Source organism: bacterium (assembly GCA_035530055.1).
Classification (GTDB): Bacteria; UBA6262; WVXT01; order WVXT01; family WVXT01; genus WVXT01.
The window spans coordinates 1-19,097 of record DATKVN010000034.1; the positions used below are offsets into that span (position 1 = coordinate 1).

General features: G+C 43.0%; 6 protein-coding genes and 1 riboswitch. Of the genes, 3 read left to right on the top strand and 3 right to left on the bottom strand.

Annotation, left to right across the window (positions count from 1 at the left end; genetic code table 11):
• A partial coding sequence (locus tag VMW39_03215; protein HUW23021.1) for an MBL fold metallo-hydrolase occupies window positions 1-5,505 on the bottom strand: 5,505 nt, incomplete at its 3' end.
• 264 nt (window positions 5,506-5,769) lie between these two features.
• Here VMW39_03215 and VMW39_03220 point away from each other — a divergent pair.
• Genes VMW39_03220 through VMW39_03230 form a run of 3 tightly spaced genes read left to right on the top strand, consistent with a single transcriptional unit; the run spans window position 5,770 to window position 6,672 of the window.
• Complete coding sequence (locus tag VMW39_03220; protein HUW23022.1) at window positions 5,770-6,015, top strand: hypothetical protein; 246 nt, start codon at window positions 5,770-5,772, stop codon at window positions 6,013-6,015.
• Complete coding sequence (locus tag VMW39_03225; GenBank protein HUW23023.1) at window positions 5,987-6,403, top strand: putative toxin-antitoxin system toxin component, PIN family; 417 nt, start codon at window positions 5,987-5,989, stop codon at window positions 6,401-6,403. The genes VMW39_03220 and VMW39_03225 overlap by 29 nt, the downstream gene beginning before the upstream one ends.
• A gap of 35 nt (window positions 6,404-6,438) precedes the next feature.
• Window positions 6,439-6,672: a hypothetical protein gene (locus VMW39_03230; GenBank protein ID HUW23024.1), complete on the top strand. Its 234-nt coding sequence runs from the start codon at window positions 6,439-6,441 to the stop codon at window positions 6,670-6,672.
• Between the two features lie 119 nt (window positions 6,673-6,791).
• On the opposite strand, the gene VMW39_03235 is transcribed toward VMW39_03230, so the two are convergent.
• Together VMW39_03235 and VMW39_03240 are read right to left on the bottom strand one after the other, a co-directional pair.
• Window positions 6,792-7,175 (bottom strand): response regulator, encoded by a 384-nt coding sequence (locus VMW39_03235; GenBank protein ID HUW23025.1) that lies wholly within the window; start codon window positions 7,173-7,175, stop codon window positions 6,792-6,794.
• Between the two features lie 225 nt (window positions 7,176-7,400).
• Window positions 7,401-7,495, bottom strand: a riboswitch (cyclic di-GMP riboswitch).
• Between the two features lie 134 nt (window positions 7,496-7,629).
• Complete coding sequence (locus tag VMW39_03240) at window positions 7,630-19,068, bottom strand: 2-phospho-L-lactate transferase CofD family protein (GenBank protein HUW23026.1); 11,439 nt, start codon at window positions 19,066-19,068, stop codon at window positions 7,630-7,632.
• Window positions 19,069-19,097: the final 29 nt, after the last annotated feature.

Genomic DNA, 19,097 nt, shown 5'->3' on the forward strand with positions numbered 1-19,097 from the left:
TCCAAGCTGAACCTCTATCTTCTCCTTGCTTGGCTCGGTCGTAAATATAGGTACGTTGCCAAATAGGTCTATTAATTCCAGCAAAGAACCGATATGGTCTATATGAGGATGACTGATAAGCACAAAATCTATACCCTCATCAATTAAATCAAATTGCGGCATAAACGGCTGCGTTTCCTTAATGCCCTGACCACAATCAAGGATGAATCGCGTATAGCCTGCTTTAACATAGAGACAACTTCGTCCAGGACCTTCGACTCCGCCAAGAGGTATTACAACTACCTTTTCTGCGAATTTTCTTCTTTCCTTTACATGCATATGTTTGGAAGCATTACGGCATTCTCTCCTTCGCTTATCTCTGTAAGCTTTCAATTTATCAAGCAATTCTTCCCTATAGTATCTCTTTTGCTCACTAGTGAGCCTCGTAGGAAGTTCTTGAAGGAATGGCTCTACAATCTCTTCCCATTCGGATGGAATCAAGTCCACTGATTTGTATAATGTATGTCTCTCTCTGCCATGCCTTATTATCTTTTCCCTGACAAGTCCGAGGTAATGCAGTGTTCTCAAATCCGGTTTGATTGTATATTCTTCAGACCTGTTGAGTATATCGGCAATCTCCTTAGCAGAGACAAACTTTCCCTTCTTTCGGAGCGTCTCAAAAACCCTATATAGATGCCCTTCATAACTATTAAATAACTTAATAGCTTTGCGACGTATTCTTTCGATTTTTCTTCTCTGCGTCCAGTGGGCTATGGATTCGTGCGAAACCAGTAGATATAGAATCTCGTCTCGCAAGAAATCGAAATGAAGGGAGAGATATTGCGTCCTTAGGAGATCTTCATCTTTCTCAAGTATGCGAGGAAAACCCTTACCTGTTAAGAGAACCTCCAATGCATGCAAAAACTCCTTATACATACCTTCTTGTAGAAGTATATATACTATCTGCTCCTGAGTCTCTATTGGCCAGACTACTTTCTCATATCTTTGTATAAGTTTAATTGTCTTAATCTTCCTTCTATAAAACGTCTTAGCTCGCCACCTATTTCCAAGGCTTTCATATCTATGGCCTAATACACCATATGCACTGGCGAGTCTTATATAATCACTTCTGAATTCTTCTCTTCTTGTCTCACCATCCCAATCTCTCCATTTTTCTTTTAATCTCTTTCTTAAAAGGTCGTTGGCTTTCTTTTCTCTCCTCAACGCAGGTTTTATCTCATTTTGCAATACTTCGATATCTTTTCTATCAAGCATTTCTAATCTTGCTTTCACTATATCAGGTGAACATATAGACCTCTCTTTTTCATCAACTGTTAGCCTTCTTTCCTCTTGCAATAGAGCATGCATTTCCTTAGGAGGTACCTTCTTTTGGCTCAGCAAATTATAGGTATCCAGAAAACGCTGCTGTTGATTAAGCAATATTGCAAGAATTTCCATATCCTGGCGTCTATCTAGTCGGAGGTTGTCTAAGAACTTCATTGGCGTATATAGGACATTACGTCTTCTTCCAGGGGAGAAGGGCCTGAAGACATCTCTTTTTCTATCGGAATAAAGTAAGGATGTCTTCATATCAGTAAGACCAAGTATTGTTGTAACCTTTTCGAGTCCATCGGCTCGTTCGATGAATCCTTCTTCCCTCAAAATCTCTATGGCCTTTTTAATCTTCTCAATTCTTCTCTGATTTTTCTGATAATCGGGATGGGCCGGTTCGATTACATCCGGTTTTTCTTCGTTCGGATTTGTGGAATATTTTGAACCTTCAGGCATCAGTAAGACTGCCTTCTTATAAGAACGGATAATGCTATCTATTCTAAAGTGATAACTAAGGGCAACAAGGTCTTCTTTTATAGCGCTTAGATATCTCCATGCTACCACCCCTAGAATAGTAAATAGACCGACGATTCCTGCTCCAACGACCCACCACGCCCCTTTTACTATGGCAAATGCTGTTACCACTGATATCGTAAAAGCCCCCAAAATGCCAATTAAATCAAGGTCAATGGCAAAACCGCTTGGTTTTTGTAAATTATCCGGCAGATGAAAAATGGTCCTCACTAAGCCCACATTGACGGCAAAATGTGCCAGCGTTAGTCCAGCGATAGCCAAAATGGTAACAGGGTGCATAAGGCCCAGGATGGGAATAAACGTTGCTACTCCATAGGTAACACCAGTTAATCCCAAAACAGTGGGTGAGAAGAAATCTTTACGATTACCAAAAAGATGCGGTAACCAGAAACCTAACCCAATAATTAAGGGCATAAAGATTTGATAGCCCTCAGGGATGAACAGTGCTCCTAAAAAGAACACAAGAGGAGTCTCAAGCCAGGCAAAATAATGGATATAGGTTGGATTAGACCACCAGGCACCGCCGCCCTGCGGTTTGCCCTCCACGCGTTTTTGGTCGGCGGACTTGCGCTTGGTAATAGCTTCTCTATATTTTCCTATTTTAGTAAGTATTTCTTCAGGGCTTAACTGGTCAAATATTACCTGTCTGTTAAAAAGAATCTTATCTGCTTTGTCCTGTCCTATCATATTTCCTAATTTAGATTTTAACTGTGAAAAATTGTCCCAGCAAAATTCCCACTCTTTTCCATATTCTGCTGTCATTCTATCAATGTTTGCGCCTTGAGCTACTTTTTCTACTGTTTCTCTTGCTGCTTTTTTAAGAACTATTATGCTGTCTTCAATCTCTTCCGCCAGGTCTATTATTCGAGCCCTTATCTGCTCTTCAGATACCGGTTCCGGTTCGAATTTCATTGAGCGTGTCTTGCTTATCGGGACATGTGTTTTTCTTGTTGTTCTTGCTGTGGGTAGAGGTTTTTTTTGCTTCCGACCCAGTTGTGCTGTTTTCTTTTTCTTCTTGGAAGTGATTCCCAGCCAGTCTCCAATATTATGCCTGTAATGAAAAATGAGACTAAAAACGGAAATTCCTAATGTTATGACTACAGTCCACCGGTTGAATAATCTTGCCTGTTGCATAACCGGTGGCTTTTCCTTAACAGCCCCTGAACCTGTCATAAAAATATTGATATATCGCGCAAGAATAAGTGATAAGATAATGCTTGCAGCAGCATCCACTGCAAGTTTCCTGAATGTGGGAGATGTCAATCCGGCTTGGGGTTGGACGCCGAATGTCGCTTTTATGTTTTCTTTATCGGCATCTGACAGGTTCCAGAGTTTTTGTAGTTTGCTGCAAACGACCTGGCCAACCTCCTGGGTATTATCAAAGGAACCCGAACGGATAAATTCTTTGCATTTATTTTTGCCATAAATAACTTCAAATTTCTTCCGGACTGTATTATATTGAAAGACGAAGGGCAGAGCACTATTGTTCCTTCCCGCGGCAACTCCTAAAGCAAATGCGTCTTTCCCACTCGTCAACACTTCAGGCAAAAAGTCCATATCCTCTATTACTTCCCTGGCACCGAGTTCATCTTTCCAATTCTTTAGTTCAGCGAATGCCTCTTTTAGCTCCGCTGGAGGAAACTGAGAATAGAGGATTAAAGTCCTGCCACAAAGATGAATCGCAAAGACTGTCCGGGATGCTTGGCTTCCTAATAGAAGCGTTGGCCTTAATGCCCCTACAATCCCTGCTATTGCTCTCTCAAAGTCTGTCCTCTTCTTCCGGGGAGAAATTTCAATGTCGGAAGAATAATCCTCTCCCAGCCGCGGAGTTACCACTACATAGGATGTATTCCTTTCTCGCAGAAGTTCTGTAATCCCTGGCGTATGGAAACCTCCGGCAATGAGAACGGCAACTGTCACTCCTTCTTTTTCCATTTGGGAGATGGTGTTATCCACTAAAGCCTGGTTTCTCTTTAAAGCAATCTTATAGAACTCTTCAAATTTTGATAGATTGGCCGTTATTTCGGGCGCCATAAATGTCGCCCCTACATCATTTACTGTAGGGGACGGACTCTGTGCCGTCCCTAATGGGTGGCCACGGAGTGCCACCCCTACATTCCCGCTTTCCTTTGTTCGGCCACGGAGTGCCACCCCTACTGGGCGACCACGGAGTGTCGCCCCTACGTTATGTCTGGTAATGAAATCGGAGAACATCCCTGGAGTTATTTCATTGTGGTGTTTGTAATAATAAGCGAGGTCTTCATTGGAAACCTTGAGACTCACCAGGTCCTCTAGAACACCAAGCATCCTGGAAAGTTTTACTAATTCCCTCTCCTCTTCTCTCTCGCATAGTCTCAGTTTAACTTCTTCCTCCAACTCACTAATCTCTGAGAATAGCTTATTCTGGTCTATCCTGTCGTAGAGTTTGTTGTACCTGATATACAAGTTGAGATTGGGATACTCATTCTTTCCTTCCTTAGAAGTCACAAGCTCGGTCAGTATTCTGGGGTCTTGTGACCTCACTCCCTTACCCATCCTGGAAGAGAGAGACTGGAGATAAGTATAGTATTCAGCCGATGTTACCTTCCCTAATCTATAGTCAAGGCTCATAACCAGAAGGTCGGATAGTTCATCGTTAGTTAACTTCTTGCTCAGCTCTTTTATGTATTCTGACCTCTCGGAATCTACTCTGGAGAAGTCTATCTTTTCCTCAAGTTTAGATGTCTCGACAAACAATTCGAAATTGGGATATTTTGCCGTTGGGCGACCACGGAGTGTCGCCCCTACATTTCCCTGTGAAAAACCATAAAGGTACTGGCAGTATTGACTGAGGGATATTTTCTTTTTCTGGTAGGATTCTATCTTTGATTCTAAATCTTTTAATCTCTTGTTATACAGGCGGGCTTTAAGTGGGTTAATCTCTTCCTGAACTTTCCGGAAGTAATTCCTCAACCTTTCTCCTGAATATATGCCTTCGTCAAAGGCTTTCAGGTTCTTTTCATATGCCCGTTTGTCCTCCACTCCATAAATGTTTACAACTGGCGCCTTTTTATCTCCAGTTATGGCAAAATATTCCTCTCCGGTAATCTTTCCTTCCTTAAGAAATTCGCTGGCTACTTCCTCCTTTATCTTTTTTTCAGGGAAAGTGGAGAGAAGTGTGGTATCCACAAGACCCGAGGAACCTTCAACACATATCAAAAGAGGCAGAGTAGACTCTTTAGCTACACCCTTCTGGAGATACTTCAGGATGTTGGCGCTGTTTAGCTGGGCTTCAGGACTGGAATGGGCATCCTGGATGTGGATAATCAGTCTATTTCCCATCCCTTGGGGCTTATCGCTTGACCCTTGCGTATGGACTTCTTTTACTGTGCCATATTCGGAAGGAACGGTGAATAGATTTTGAGGAGTGATAAGTGAGGATACTTCACCTGCTACGTCTTTCTCTTCGAGCTTCTTTCCTAAATCTTTTCGTTTATCTGATGGGTGAGGTTTTTCCTGGGTAGCAAGTAGCTTCTGCCTGGCTTTACGCCTCTCTCTCCAGAAACTTCTATCCGGCACAGAAGCTCCCACTACCTGGGTGAAGAAAAATACGCTGCTTACAACAAGCGCCAGGACTCTAAGCCATATTTTATTTGCCTTGCTACACCACCAACTAACCATCTTCTCCCCTGTAAAGCTTTCGCTTTACACTCCTGGAGTGTCAAACGAAAGTTTGACCAAGTAAAGCTCTCGCTTTATACTCCAAAGCAAAAGAGCTCCCAAGTTCTTGACACTAACGAATAAATTTGTAATCTTGACATTCCTGACTAAAAATGATATGTTTATACAGCTTGGCAAGGAATGCCTCGTGAGTAGGCAATCAGAAAAATGCGTGAAATTAGACGAGGCTCTCCTTAACAAAATCGTATGAAGAAGGAGGCAATTATGAACAAAATTACGGTAGAAATTAATCCCCAGGAAGTTAAAAGAGCTATTTCTAAACTTCCTCCCAAAGAAAGAGTTAAATTTCTGGAAGAGCTTGAAGAGAAACTTTTTCCTTATAGGTTCCGACAAATTATCTCTATCCTGCGCTCTAAAGCAAAAAAACCCGTTTCTCTTAAGAAGGTCACCCAAATCTGTAAGAAAGTAAGAAAGAAACTCTATGAAGAAGAAACTAAAGGTAGTAATTGACACCAACATATTCATTTCTTCCTTATTAGGGGGAAGAACGGTCAAGTCTATATCCCAGTATTTTGAAGAGAGAAAGTTTGTATTAATATTATCGGAATTTATTATCAAAGAAATTAAAGAAGTATTAACCAGCAAAGAACTGGGTAACATCTCAATCAGAGACGTAGAAGACTTATTTAAAACTATTGATATAAACGCTGAATTTGTAAAACCATCAATAAAAGTAGATATCTGCCGTGACTTAGAAGATAATAAGATTTTAGAAACTGCTCTTGAGGGCAAAGCCGACTTTATAGTATCGGGAGATAAAGATTTACTTTCTCTTAAATCGTTCCACAAAATTCCTATAGTTTCCTTTAAAGAATTTCTGAAGTGTTTAAAGAAATAAACAAAACTATTCTTCCTCCCAAGCGAGGCTGAAGTTTGGTTGGAGGAGACCTTTTCTGCTTCCCGGGAAGCGAGGAGTTTCTGCCTGGCTTTACGCCTCTCTCTCCAGAAACTTCTATCCGGCACAGACGCTCCCACTACCTGGGTGAAGAAAAATACGCTGCTTACAACAAGCGCCAGGACTCTAAGCCATATTTTATTTGCCTTGCTACACCACCAGGCTACCATCTTCTCTCCTCATCACGAATTCCCATTGAGAATGTTTTGTAGCAGCAAAGCGCAAGCTTTGCTTTCTTTCAGCAGAGCTTCGCTCTGCAGCTACATTCTCCCGCTATCGCTTTGTAGCTACATCCTCTCGTTATCGCTATGCGGTTCCCGTTAGACCCCCTTCATTCTGGTGGACTCTTGTCCATTTCCAGACCTCTCATCTTATCTAATAGATTATCAAAATCGATCGGTTTAAATAAGTAATCTGCTGCTCCCATCTCCACTCCTCTCTTCCTGCGAATTCCGTTAACTACTGATATCATCATCACTGGAATTGAATTTAGCGCTTCATCTCTCTTGAGAGCTTCCAGTACTTCAAAACCATCCATTTCAGGCATAAGCACATCTAAGGTAATAAGATCTGGAGGACTTGCTTTAGCCTTCTCTAACCCCTCTTCCCCACTCAAGGCAAGAGTTGCTTCATATCCTTCCGCTTCTAAATTAATCTTAATCAGATATCCCACAGGGAAATCGTCATCAATAATTAAAATCTTACGCAACTTCATCGTAATCCTCCTTCAGAGAATATACATTCTATATTAACGCCAAGCTTTGCTTTCCTGTAGGGGACGGACTCTGTGCCGTCCCTTGGGCGACCACGGAGTGTCGCCCCTACAATGCAGAGCTATCGCTCTGCAGCTACATCTCCCCTACTCTGACCGTCCCCAAGGAAGAGGGGAGTTTTATACAAAAAAGGCCGGACTGTTCGTAACGGGTTCCCCATACTCGTTATCGGCAGCCCGGCTAGTTCAACTTCAATGTTGTCTATCTATGTAACCCCGAGGCTTTGCGCCCCCCGATTGCTCGGGGTTTGCCCTTTCGGAATATTAAAACGTTATCAAGAATCTGTTGTAGGGGACGGACGCAGTTTATGCCGACCTTTCGGCATGCCGTCCCTTCCTTTGGGCGACCACGGAGTGTCGCCCCTACAATGCAGAGCTATCGCTCTGCAGCTAAAGATTATGCCTGAATTTCATATATCGTCTCTTGAGCCTTGATTCCATCAAGATATTCCTTATCTACTGGCGCTGCCGGCAGAATAATCATACCATCCTTCCTAATCTGAGGCAATAACTCCTCTGCCCTTCCAGGATACTTCTTCTCTATGAACTCTATCAACCATTTAGAAACTTTACCCTCTATTGCCACTACCAGTCCTGCTGCTGTGGATAATATCTCTCCCTTTTCCGCAGGATTAAGCACGATCCAGAGAGTCTTCTCCATAATCTCTCTCTGTCTTGCTTTCTGCCATCTATCCTCGCTATCGGTAACAATACTGACTTTAATCCCATTACCGCCTGTCGTCCCCAGTAACCTCTCAGTGATGATGGAGAATACTGCCTCAGCACTTATCTTCTTTTGAGTCCTGGATATGCCTACTATTCCTCCCACCTTCTTCAATGTTTCCCGGTCAATTATCAATTTCTTATTTATTATCCTCGCCACATCCTCTGTTGATAGACCACACGCACTCATAAGGTCCCTTAACATTTGTTCTATGACTTCTTCAGTTACACCTTCTTCACTGCAAATAAAGGCGAAGTTGACCCTTTTGAGATTCTCTTCTTCTTTTGCTGCATCAATTATGTTCTTCATAACTTTGAGAGCCCCCATACTCTTCGGCCTGACTCTCAGCGTTCTCTTCATCATGGAATGAGTGGGCTCTTCCTCAAGATCCATTTCCACGAGAGTAGATAAATCGACCGCGACTACTCGTGTCACTTTGCCGCCTAAGCTTTCTCGTCCGATTTTATACTCTGAGAACGGCTCACCCTCTCGCAAGCTGAAGCTTGCGGCTACCCCGGACGGTATTTCTTCTGATCGGTAGCCGGCGGCTTTAGCCGGCGATGACTCTATGCCCTTCTCAGTTGGACTGATTCTCATAAGATACCTGAGGGCAGTAGCAAATCCTCCCACATAGAATAGTGCGCCTATCGCCTCCCTGCCCCGTAAACTAATCTCCAGTACAGGATACCCTCCCTCTCTGAGTTCTTCAATCGCCAAACTCTCTTTTTCTCTTCCAACTTTCAAGCGTATAAACGCTGACTTCTTTCCAAATTCTCTGCCAGCGGCAAATTCTTCTTTCCCTATCACAATAATTTCCTTCCCTTCTTTCCCCAGAGGCGAAATAACTCCTCGCCATACCTCACCAAATTCTGCCAGTTCCTCAGGCAATACCAGAACTATCTGGCGCCCTGCCTGCCTCATCGTTTCCTGGAAGGCTGCCAGTCTTACACCCAGGTTCTCCTCGGCATTCTCTTCTCTACATATCTCCATTCCTCTTATGCCACTCTCCACAAATCCCTTTATATCCACACCTGCCAATGCTAATACAAACAAAGCGCCTTCGCTAAATATTGCAGAAGAACCACTTATCCCTTCAGGAACATCAAATGTCCCCAGGAACTCCCTCTCCCTGGCTTCTTCAGCAAATGGAGTATTAGTTTCCGTTATTGCCACGAAGTGCTTACCTACCTGAGATGCAATCTCCTCAGTGGAAATTCCCCGGGCTTTGTATAATTTGGTTAACTTATCATACAAATATTTTACAGGCTCGGCAGAGGAAACCACAAACAAGGTCTCCTCCGGATTTATCTCACTTTCCATCGTCTCTTTTAGTGCCTCGGGACGCATAGACTCCAAGACAGAGATTTCAGGATAACCTCTACTCTCCCCTGTTATGTCCGCTGCCACTTCCGTATATAGCCTGGCTTTTTCTCCAATCACCACCACTCTCTCATAATCTCTCCTCACCATTATGGCTAACTTTTCAATTCCTTCTGTTTCTACCGCCATCTGCTTCGGAAGAGATGTCCAGCCCAATAATTGAATAATCTCTGGACTCTCCTGTTCAAAACCTTTCTTCACCACTAACCGCCTGGCAAGTTCCAATGTCTTCCTAATTTCTTCCTCAGATATTCCTTGTCGCGGACCGAGCAAGCTCATCAACAGGTCTGCTCTTCTTGAAGGCTTGCGGAAAATGGCTGCAACAAATCTCTGTCCTCCCTCAAACAAAGACTTAAGCGCCTGCCACACAGCTTCCAGCCCCAAAACCTGAGGTAATCTGACTCGCTCCACTTCCACGATACCAGTTCCTGCAAGGCTAACCTTCCGGTACATAGCCGAGACGCCAATAACCGCGACAGCACAAGCCAATACTCCCCATCCTAATCCAAAAGGAAATCCAAAACTGCTCTCCAATCCAGCATGCTGCCCACTGTTTATAATCTCCCCGACTGCCCCAAACACATCTGAGTTCATAAATAATAGAATTCCCAATCCACCAAAGAAACGCTTAACGATGAAGTGATCAGGTGATATAATCTTACCAGAAGGCTTTGTTTCCACAGGCGTGGTTAATGCCCGGGATATTTCTTTTGCCCTTTTCGGGGTTATAATTGTAATGCCTGTATGCAAAGGAGCAGACAGCATCATCTTGGCAATATCATCAGAAAGCGTAGTTCGCACATTGCCCCAGTAGAAATCATCAGCATTAATAGAAACTCTATTACCTTTGATTATCCACTGATGCAGAGGATGTCCCCTATACATAGCTATCTTCTGGGTGTTCGTGTTTGCGGTGGGGCATGTTTGAATCTCAATACCATTATCTCTGATGTACTGTAGTAACTCTTCAATCTTTTTAAGATTAGAACCATCCTCAATAGCTTCACCTGCAGAAGAATAACCTTTCTTAGGACCCTTTGTTATTATAGAACCTCTTGGCGCTAAGATAGTTCCGTGAAGGACTGCTCCGATTCCTCCACTCTTTGTTATTCCATCTTCCACAAATTCAAGATGCTTTCTCACCCGTTTCTCACGACCCGGTATATCGGCTATTTCCTTTTGTCTATCTGTTGTGTACTCCTTCCTACTAGGTAACTCTTTGGTTGCCCTGTAAGTATGTCCCATATCACCTAAATGAGCCATTGCCTCCATGCCCTGAGCCCGGGCCTTCTCGATGACACGTTTATAATCTGAAGTCTTACTAAAGTGTGTATTCATTCGAGCGTCAATAATGGCCTCTGCACCTGAAAAATCAATGCCTATTATGCGATTTCTGTATTCTTCACTTTCTTCTCTCAATGCAATAATTTCATTAACAACTTCTTCGACATTTGCCACAGAATTCTTCTCACTATGTCTGGCGAATGAAGCAACTAATCTTGCAGAAAATTTCCCTCCGTAGATTTCTTGAGCAAGTTGTTCTGCCTTGGAAAAGCCAGCTATGATGGCCTTTACCACTTTCTTTATATCCGGTTCAAACTTCCTCGAGTTTACACCGATTAATACCCGGAGGTCCCTCACACCATCGGCAAAGTGTTGTAATGCGACATGAGTAATCGCTCTTTCCAAGCTTGCTAAATCATACACGCCATCTCCACGGCTAAAGCCAGTTCGTGCATGTAGCCCTAAAACCTCTAAAATTACCTGTTTTGCTCTATCAGGGAGTTGGTGCCATAACATATCTTTCTGAGCGCAATCTTCTAACAAGGCAATACGCTCCCTTCTATCAGCAGCATCTAACTCCATTTTGTCCACAGCCTCTCTGAATTTTGTTAAAAGAGCTCTGTTGAATAGAATCATCTCGTTCCATACAAATCCTTCGTGGATAGAGTTGCCTATATGGGCATGCCAGTGTCTCTTCGGCCATGCCCTTACAGCGGATACAACTGCCTGATATGCTAAATTTCCGTAATCAAATTCACCGTCTTCTCTTTTAACCTCAGTGATTAATTCATCTATGGCACTTTTTGCTTTTTTCCCTACTCTATCCGAAACTATATTTAAAATTTCAATAATGTGCCTATTACCATCAGAGGCAATTTCTTTCTCCAATTCTGTTTCAATTGCTTTAACAACATTCAAATCTTCTTTACTTAGACCAACTCCCGAGATTTCAGAAGCCGAATCAACGACCAGCAACCTCTGCCGGCCGGACAGATGAGAAATCATCCATTGCTTTTTCTTCTCTATATAATTTCTTATATCTTTCTGGTAAACCCCCTCTTTCATTCCATACTCAAGAACTAATTCAATGATAGGTTTCTGTTGAGCTTGAAGCTTCTTAACCTCTCTCAACTGTCTCTGGTTCACTCTATATGTGTATCTACCGACCTTATAGGTAGTACGCTTCAAGATACGAATCAGTGACTTAAATTTCTCCCTGTCATTATAACTTCTTATTAACACTTTCCAGAATTCTTGAGTGTCAATATCTTCATCAGCAATAAGTGCAGCAAGCATATCTGCCTGCTGTTCAGTATTTAGTTTATGGAAGTTTATTACCTTCTGAAGGTCAGTCCTTAATTCGCCGAGGGCTCTCTCTTCTACTGTGGTAGGATTAGCGTGGCTGGGGTCTAATTCTTCGGTGAGTTCTGCTTCAATTAATGGTACGGAGACTAAGGTATCGTAATCTAAGATTAAAATCCCGGCCATCCGGTCAGCTAACTCTTTATTCCCAGCTACAAGCTGCAGCCGGATGGTACTTAAGTCAGGGTAAGTCTCCAACAGATTGTTCACTGCTCTTTGTAGATTATCTGCCCTTTTATTCTCACCTAAACTTCTTAAATAATTTAAGACCTCGTCAAAATTACCTTCTTCTAAAACAACCGGCTTATTGAGTCTCCAGGTGTCAGTGGCTGGAACTCTCTTTTTGATGCCTGAAGTCTCAGGTTCGGGAGAAGATTCCGCTCTCCCTGCTAATCTTTCCTCTAATAACTGTTGTGCGCCAACTGTTCCTGGAGCAGGCCAAACTCTAACGTTACCAGGCAGGTCTACATCAGGAGCGAATATCCAGCCTTCCGACCCGGGAAATACCCTGGATATCTCCTTATTTCCCATAATTAAGATACTGCCTTCATCTATTTGCTCTCCTAAGATTCTGCGGACCACATCGGCTGGATCTATGTCCTCTATTACCATATCAACAGCGCCAAACTCGCCCAACTTGGCTGTAACGGGTAAGTTACTTCTTCGGAAGCGCCAATTCAAATATTGACATACCGGAACCCTGAGGTCGTAAACAGAAGGCCTCTTCCCAAAATTACATGCAAACCCCGTTTTACTCTTAACACTCCTAATCAGTACGCCGGCAACAGTTCGTGAAAGGTTCGTTCTGAAGCCCATTTCAAGGCTAATTTGCAACTCTCTTCCATTAAACGGGACAGGGTTAGGGTCTATAAACTTACCTTCCAGAGAAATCAACTGCTTGTCCAAACCAAATATTCTATACGCTTCTTCTACTATCTCGTCCCATTCTGAAGTTCGAGCAGCAACTTTCTCCAGGTGATGGGTATACAATGGAGTCTCGATCAAATGACCACCCAGGTCAAAATCATAAGCTACTGCTCCTGAACAGGGGGCGATTATTATTTGAGACCGAACTTTAGAGTCCAAATGGTCTGTCAGATAATTTTTTATCTCTGCCTTCCCAAAACCAGTAATGATAATCCACCTTCTGGTACGATCCTTTTTCAAAAACCGATTCAGAATCTCAGCCATTTCCCGGTTAGTATGTAGCAGCGTTTTCGTGCGTGCATCTATGTTAGTGAGGCTGGGCACCATATCAGAAATGACAATTTTAGGGGGCGCTGCCAATCTAGCCTCTTTTTTGAGGACCTCCCTAGTTTCCGCTTGTCTGACATATTGCTCATAAAGCATTAACATTACACCAATTTTACTTTGTCCTGGAAATCTTCTCTCTATGTCTTCTATTCTTGTACGCAACTCTGCTTCCTTTTGTTCACGAGTGCGACCAGGCATCAAGTTCAAAAGTTCGTCGTGAATCCTGGTGTCTACTGCCTGTGCGTGCAATATATTCTCCATCAGCGTCCCAAGAGTGGCTGGACTATAAACAAGGCCTCTTTCTTTCTTGCCCGCTCCCGGTTCACGCAGCTCCCTCGTCTGAAGTGTACTCAGTGAAGCTTCCCTTACGTCTACTCCTCCAAACACTGTCCCTGACAACCTAAACATTTCCCTTTCCGATACCGAAAGTTCGCCTCTCGATTGCTTTGCCGCTCGAGAGAAATCGGTCACTTCTCTTTTTCTCCCGGGCTTTTGCCCTGCTACCCTGGCTTCATCCATAAAGATTAAAAGCTCTGCTTCTTCTAATTTCGTTAACTCCGCTCTTGCTCTATTAATCTCTTCATCTGAAGCCCCCTCCCGGATTAACCTTTTGATATCCACTCTCTTTTTCTCAATTTCTTCAAAAAGTTCATTCGTCATTTCGGGTGTTGCCCCATAGTGTGTAACAAGATAGTCAATTCTTCTTGTTTTCAATGGGGCAATATTACAAATGGCGTGGGTAAAGATGTTCTTAAATTCAATCTTACGACCCGCCATTTCCGAGACATACCGGGAGATGTGCTTAGCTGTTGAACCAATAGTATAGTCTACAGTCTCATTATCCCTGGCTATATTGTAAGTAAAGATAATGGGAATTCTTTTTCTTAACTCTACCAGGGCTAATATTATTTCAGTTAACATTGCTGGAAGGATACTGGTGTTCACGCTTCCAGGACCGGCATTAGCTGCACTTTGGGTCTGTAATACCAAATCAACGAGTCCGGGGATAGCCTTTGGCCTCGCTCCGTCAACGAAACCTAACTCAACAATTCCCGAGAAATTAGGGCTCTCAGTAATGTTCGTCTGTTCTATTACCAATCTTCCATATATTACTACAGGAATACCCCCTACCCTTACCATTGTCCCCATACCTTTGGTATCCAGAGCCACTCTTAACTTAGCTCCACCATTCCTTAAGAGGTCTATCTCAGCCCTACTGTTTCCTTTTTCGTATTCATACTCTTCCTTTCCTGTCTCAGGATTTCTAACCTTCCTTTTTCTTGCCATATTCACAACTATCCTATTTTGAAGCTTTTTAAATCTCACACCATCTATGTAAAATTCTCCATCAGGTATAGCAAACTTCCTTCCAACCCTTACTCTAAGAGTCTTCTCACCTATTTTCTGTACATAAACCCCGATATTCTTATAGATAATTTTGGTGGGAGAATCAGAACCTATTTTCGAAGGATCTATCCGTCCTATTTTCATCCCCTCCTTAGTTATGACCAGGGTTTGATTTGACAGGTCTCTGTTGACCTTCACACCGGTTTCACCTATTACTTTCTCTCTTCTAAGTCTCGACGGCTCACTCGGTACCTCTTCCTGGGTAATAACAGTGGCAACGTATCGGCCTTCCTCTTCTTTTACACTCACTTTGACTGGGCCTTGACCGAAACATACCCCTTCTTTACTTAAATTAATCCCTTCCTTCACTACTACAGATCTGCTCGTTTCAGAACGGATATGCTTGCCATAGCTGATAACCTTATAAAATTCATCGGTTATCTCCATCTTTTCGTGCCTTATATTTATTCTTATTTTACCCGTCAACTTATCCTTTCTCAGCCTTACTTCCACTCCATCTATTTCTTCCTCCATTCTTAATCCATCACGGAATTCAAGGGGAAGTACACGGTCATTTATCATTATTGTTGGCGCCCTTAGCTTGGCATACAAAGTTCCCGGTTCAAAGCTAACCGGAAAAACGATGCCATCAGTTATACCCAGCATGTCGCATAATTTGATAGAACTTTCTTTATATTTCTCCCAATTCACAGGTTCGCCAGGGTCAAGAGTATACGCGCCCCCTTCAACCATCGCTCCAATTAACATAAGGTTCCCAATACTGTTTCCACCGGGGAAGATTATTCCTTTGCTTATGAAATTATCATCGATTACATCAGCCAACCGCAAAAGACTATTGGAAAAATAGGCCCAATCGGAACTCAATTTCAACTCAGGCACAAGAATCACTTTATCCTCAGATTCCTGTATCGTGTATTCATAGCCACTAAGCCCAACAGTGGTCTCTTTAATATCCAGGGGGCCTGCTCTTACGGTTTCTGTTTCTATTCCCTCATCCGTTTCCCTTTTGCCCCTGAACTCATAGGTCTGAGTAGCTGAGTCATATCTGACTTGACAAAAAACATACTGAATTTCTCCTTCTCTTACTACGGAAGGGATTCCTATTGTTCTGGTTTTGCCCTCCCCGACAGCCGATATATCGATTGGTTCGGTTAATTGCCTCACCAAATTCAGGTACAGCGTGAGGCCATCTCTTAATGAGCCTTGCTCTCCTGAGGCAAACCTTGCTCTAATCACCATTCGCTTATCAGGAGTTACAAAGCCTGAGAAGGCGTTTATTGTATCGCCTGGTGAGGGAAAATATCCAAGGATATGTTTAAGAGCATCCTGCAGTCTTCTTGAGGAACCACCATCATCAAAAGGTGTAACCAGCACTAGTATATTCAGCCCTCTTTCGCGCATTATATGAATTTGCGTCCTTTGGAAGGTGCCAGCAAGTAGACGCCCTCCGGTCCCGCCAACGATAAAGGTGGATTCTGGTCTTTCCCAGGACCGGGGCCCGGGCGGCACATCCAGATAAACATTTTCATGTTCCTTCTGCGAACCAAGAAGAACAGTATCTGCGAATGGGAGCTCGCTTTTTTTAAAACGAACTTCTCCCCATCCCTCAACTATCCATCGCTCAAGTTCCCTTTGATTGCCACCAAAGACCTGAAGCAATGATTGGTAAGCATCGCTTTCCCGTACAACCTGTTTCACCGTTACCTTATTGGCACATGATTGCATCTCCTCAGGGAAAATGCCTGGTTGGCGAGCATATTCTATAATTGCATTAATCAATTCATCATAGGATTCGAACATTGAGAGCCCTACCAGTGGGGACAATTCCAGCAAGTTGCCAAAAGTCAGGGGTTCGAGTACCTCGTGTCTCTGTGCTGGTGAAAGGCTCCTGAACAAAATTTCATTGAAAGCTTTATCATCAATATCATTATCGCCGAGCAGTGTTTCCAGAACTTCGGTTTGCTGTTTTGAGGAGTAGCTTTTAAAATATTCTACCTTTGCTAACGATTCTAAGATTTCATCAATGACCCTCTCCAGTGGAGAGGGAGGCCCTCTCTTCCTCAAGCTGCGCCGCAGGTGCCAGAGTTCGCCAAATACCTCAAGTTCAAGCAGAGCGTATGAAATTAAAGCATCTTCATCTATTATTATTGTATTACCACTTTTGACTGCCAGCCTGTCATTCCCCTGAACAAATCTAATGTCAAAATTTCTACCCTTTAATTCCTGAAATTCCGTATCTAATAACTTATTTAACACTCTTTCGAATTCTCCAGCATCACCTACTGGTAACTGGTCAATCCCTATCAATTGACCGTTTTGATATTTGACCAGAGGACCCAGCTTAACAGCTTTTTCCGGAACTACCCGACGGGTAATTAAGGATGTTTCTACTGGAGGTGGTGCAACAGGGATAGTTCTTTTGTCAGTAATTTCAACAGCCCGTTTGATAATCCCGGCTAATTCCTCTGGAATAGCCTCTAAAACCGGATCATACTTATTGGGAATCCTGGATGGCTTTGTTCCGGCAGCCATAAATTGCACGTCCTTTATTACTTTTATCCCTTTACTCTTAAGCCATTCTATATCATCCTCTGTGGGGATGACAGGACCTCTATAATTGGATTGATAGAATTTATCGTGAAACTCCGGCTGTTGGAAAAGCTTGCTTGAGTCATTGATGACAACCACGTCGAATAGCTCTTCAAGTCCTCTGTCGCTAATCTGCTCTGCCATCTCCATAAGTTCTCGGAAACTCAGGCCCGCAGTCTCTTCATCATTGACTGCGTTGGCGAATAGAATCTTAAGTCCTTCTTTATTCTCTGCCTCTGCTCTACTTACAGACCTGTCAGCCAGTAACACGAGCAAGCTGGTAAAGAAGCTTGCTAACCCGGCCACAATCAATTTGGCATCCTTTATACGTAATATCTCTTCTGCAGGTACAGAGACCGAAGGATATAGAGTGCTGAATCTTTTTAATTGGTTTCCTTCAGCATTAGGTGTATGAGAAATCATATCCTGTTCTATTTTCACTAAACCGCTCTCGTATTCACCTGCAAATGCATTGGCTTCAGACCTATTTGAAACTGCATAGACATTCACACCCAGCAAATCCGAATAAATCCTTAATCCTGCGTAGATTCCTGCAGTATTTATCACTCTCCTGTCATATCCTCCTGCCTTGAGTATGGCACCAATTAGAATAAGATTCCTTAAGCTGTTCCCGTAGAGGTTAAGATAGCCGGATCTTATAAAAGTATCGTCAACGATCCTGGCAAGTTCTAATACGTTTTCCTTGAACTCCTCAAACCTCTTCTCCTCACCGGCAGCGACTGCTGCCTTTTTCATTTCATCAAGAGATTTTATTACAATAGGTTCTTCATTTTTATCTTCGGGTAGGAAAGTGTCTCCTTCCGTCAATAATTGCTCCAAGGTCTTCCCTCTATAATGGTGTATAGCTTCTCGCATAGCCGAAGTCCTCTGGTCTATACAATTTTTCATCCACCTGGGTATAACTTTTAACGTACAATTTACTATGTCTCCAGGAGCTACCAGTCTAACACCCCATAAGTGCATAAATAGGGCTTTTAGATTTCTGGTAGAACCACCAACGTCATCGGTGGAAAGTACCGGCATTACCATAAGAACCTGCTCTTCAGGGATAAGCGAATTGATGGCTTGAAGAATCCCCTGGGTGCTATTCCCCCCGGCGAGGACAACCACAGGAGCAGGTTCTGTATGTGCTGATAATTCCTTTAAATCCTTGATTTCTCCGAGTCGGTGGAGATTGCCTAACAAGCCTCTTGTGATATCATAAAATCTTCGTAAGGCATTTTTATCTGATGGGGGACTGGAATAAAGATCTCTTAACTCACTCTTCAGAGATCCAGGGAGTGGTGAATATATTATCTTGTTTACATAAACTGTCCAGCAGATGCTCCTGATAGCTCCTCCATAGGCAAGTTTTAATGGGCTCTTTTCTTCTTCTTTTTCAAATAAATCTATAAGCACATCCAAGGCCTTTATTGAATTATACCCGGCATTACCAAGAGCTTGGGCAACGCATAACTTAACCCGATCTGGAATCCTATTCTCCTTAAGCAGAATGATGCAAGCGTCTATAGCTGCCACAGAATTCGGAGACTTTTGGATTATTAAGCGGATACTTGTTGGGTCGCCAGCAGCAAGTATATTCCTCCTTGCATTTCTCTTGTGTATTTCATACAATGCCATGCCTGCTGAAATTCCCAAATTCAAGACCGGATTGGCGGATGGGGATGTCATAAAGTTTGTCTTTTCGGGGTCAGGAATATATCCCGAATCTCCTGGATTTTCTGTGTACTCTACTGTTTCTTCCAGGGCCCTTATAGTAACCTCATCAGAGAATATCCTTAGTGCGTGAGCAGCTGTAACCCTTGACCAGTAGTAACCCTCTGTCATAGTATTTAAATCCATAGCCAAAACCATTGCCTGGACGAACCTTCTCTCCTCATCAG

Coding starts and splice junctions, on each gene's coding strand:
- VMW39_03220 (HUW23022.1), top strand. CDS start 5,770: ATGAACAAAATTACGGTAGAAATTAATCCCCAGGAAGTTAAAAGAGCT.
- VMW39_03225 (HUW23023.1), top strand. CDS start 5,987: ATGAAGAAGAAACTAAAGGTAGTAATTGACACCAACATATTCATTTCT.
- VMW39_03240 (HUW23026.1), bottom strand. CDS start 19,068: ATGGTTTTGGCTATGGATTTAAATACTATGACAGAGGGTTACTACTGG.
- VMW39_03235 (HUW23025.1), bottom strand. CDS start 7,175: ATGAAGTTGCGTAAGATTTTAATTATTGATGACGATTTCCCTGTGGGA.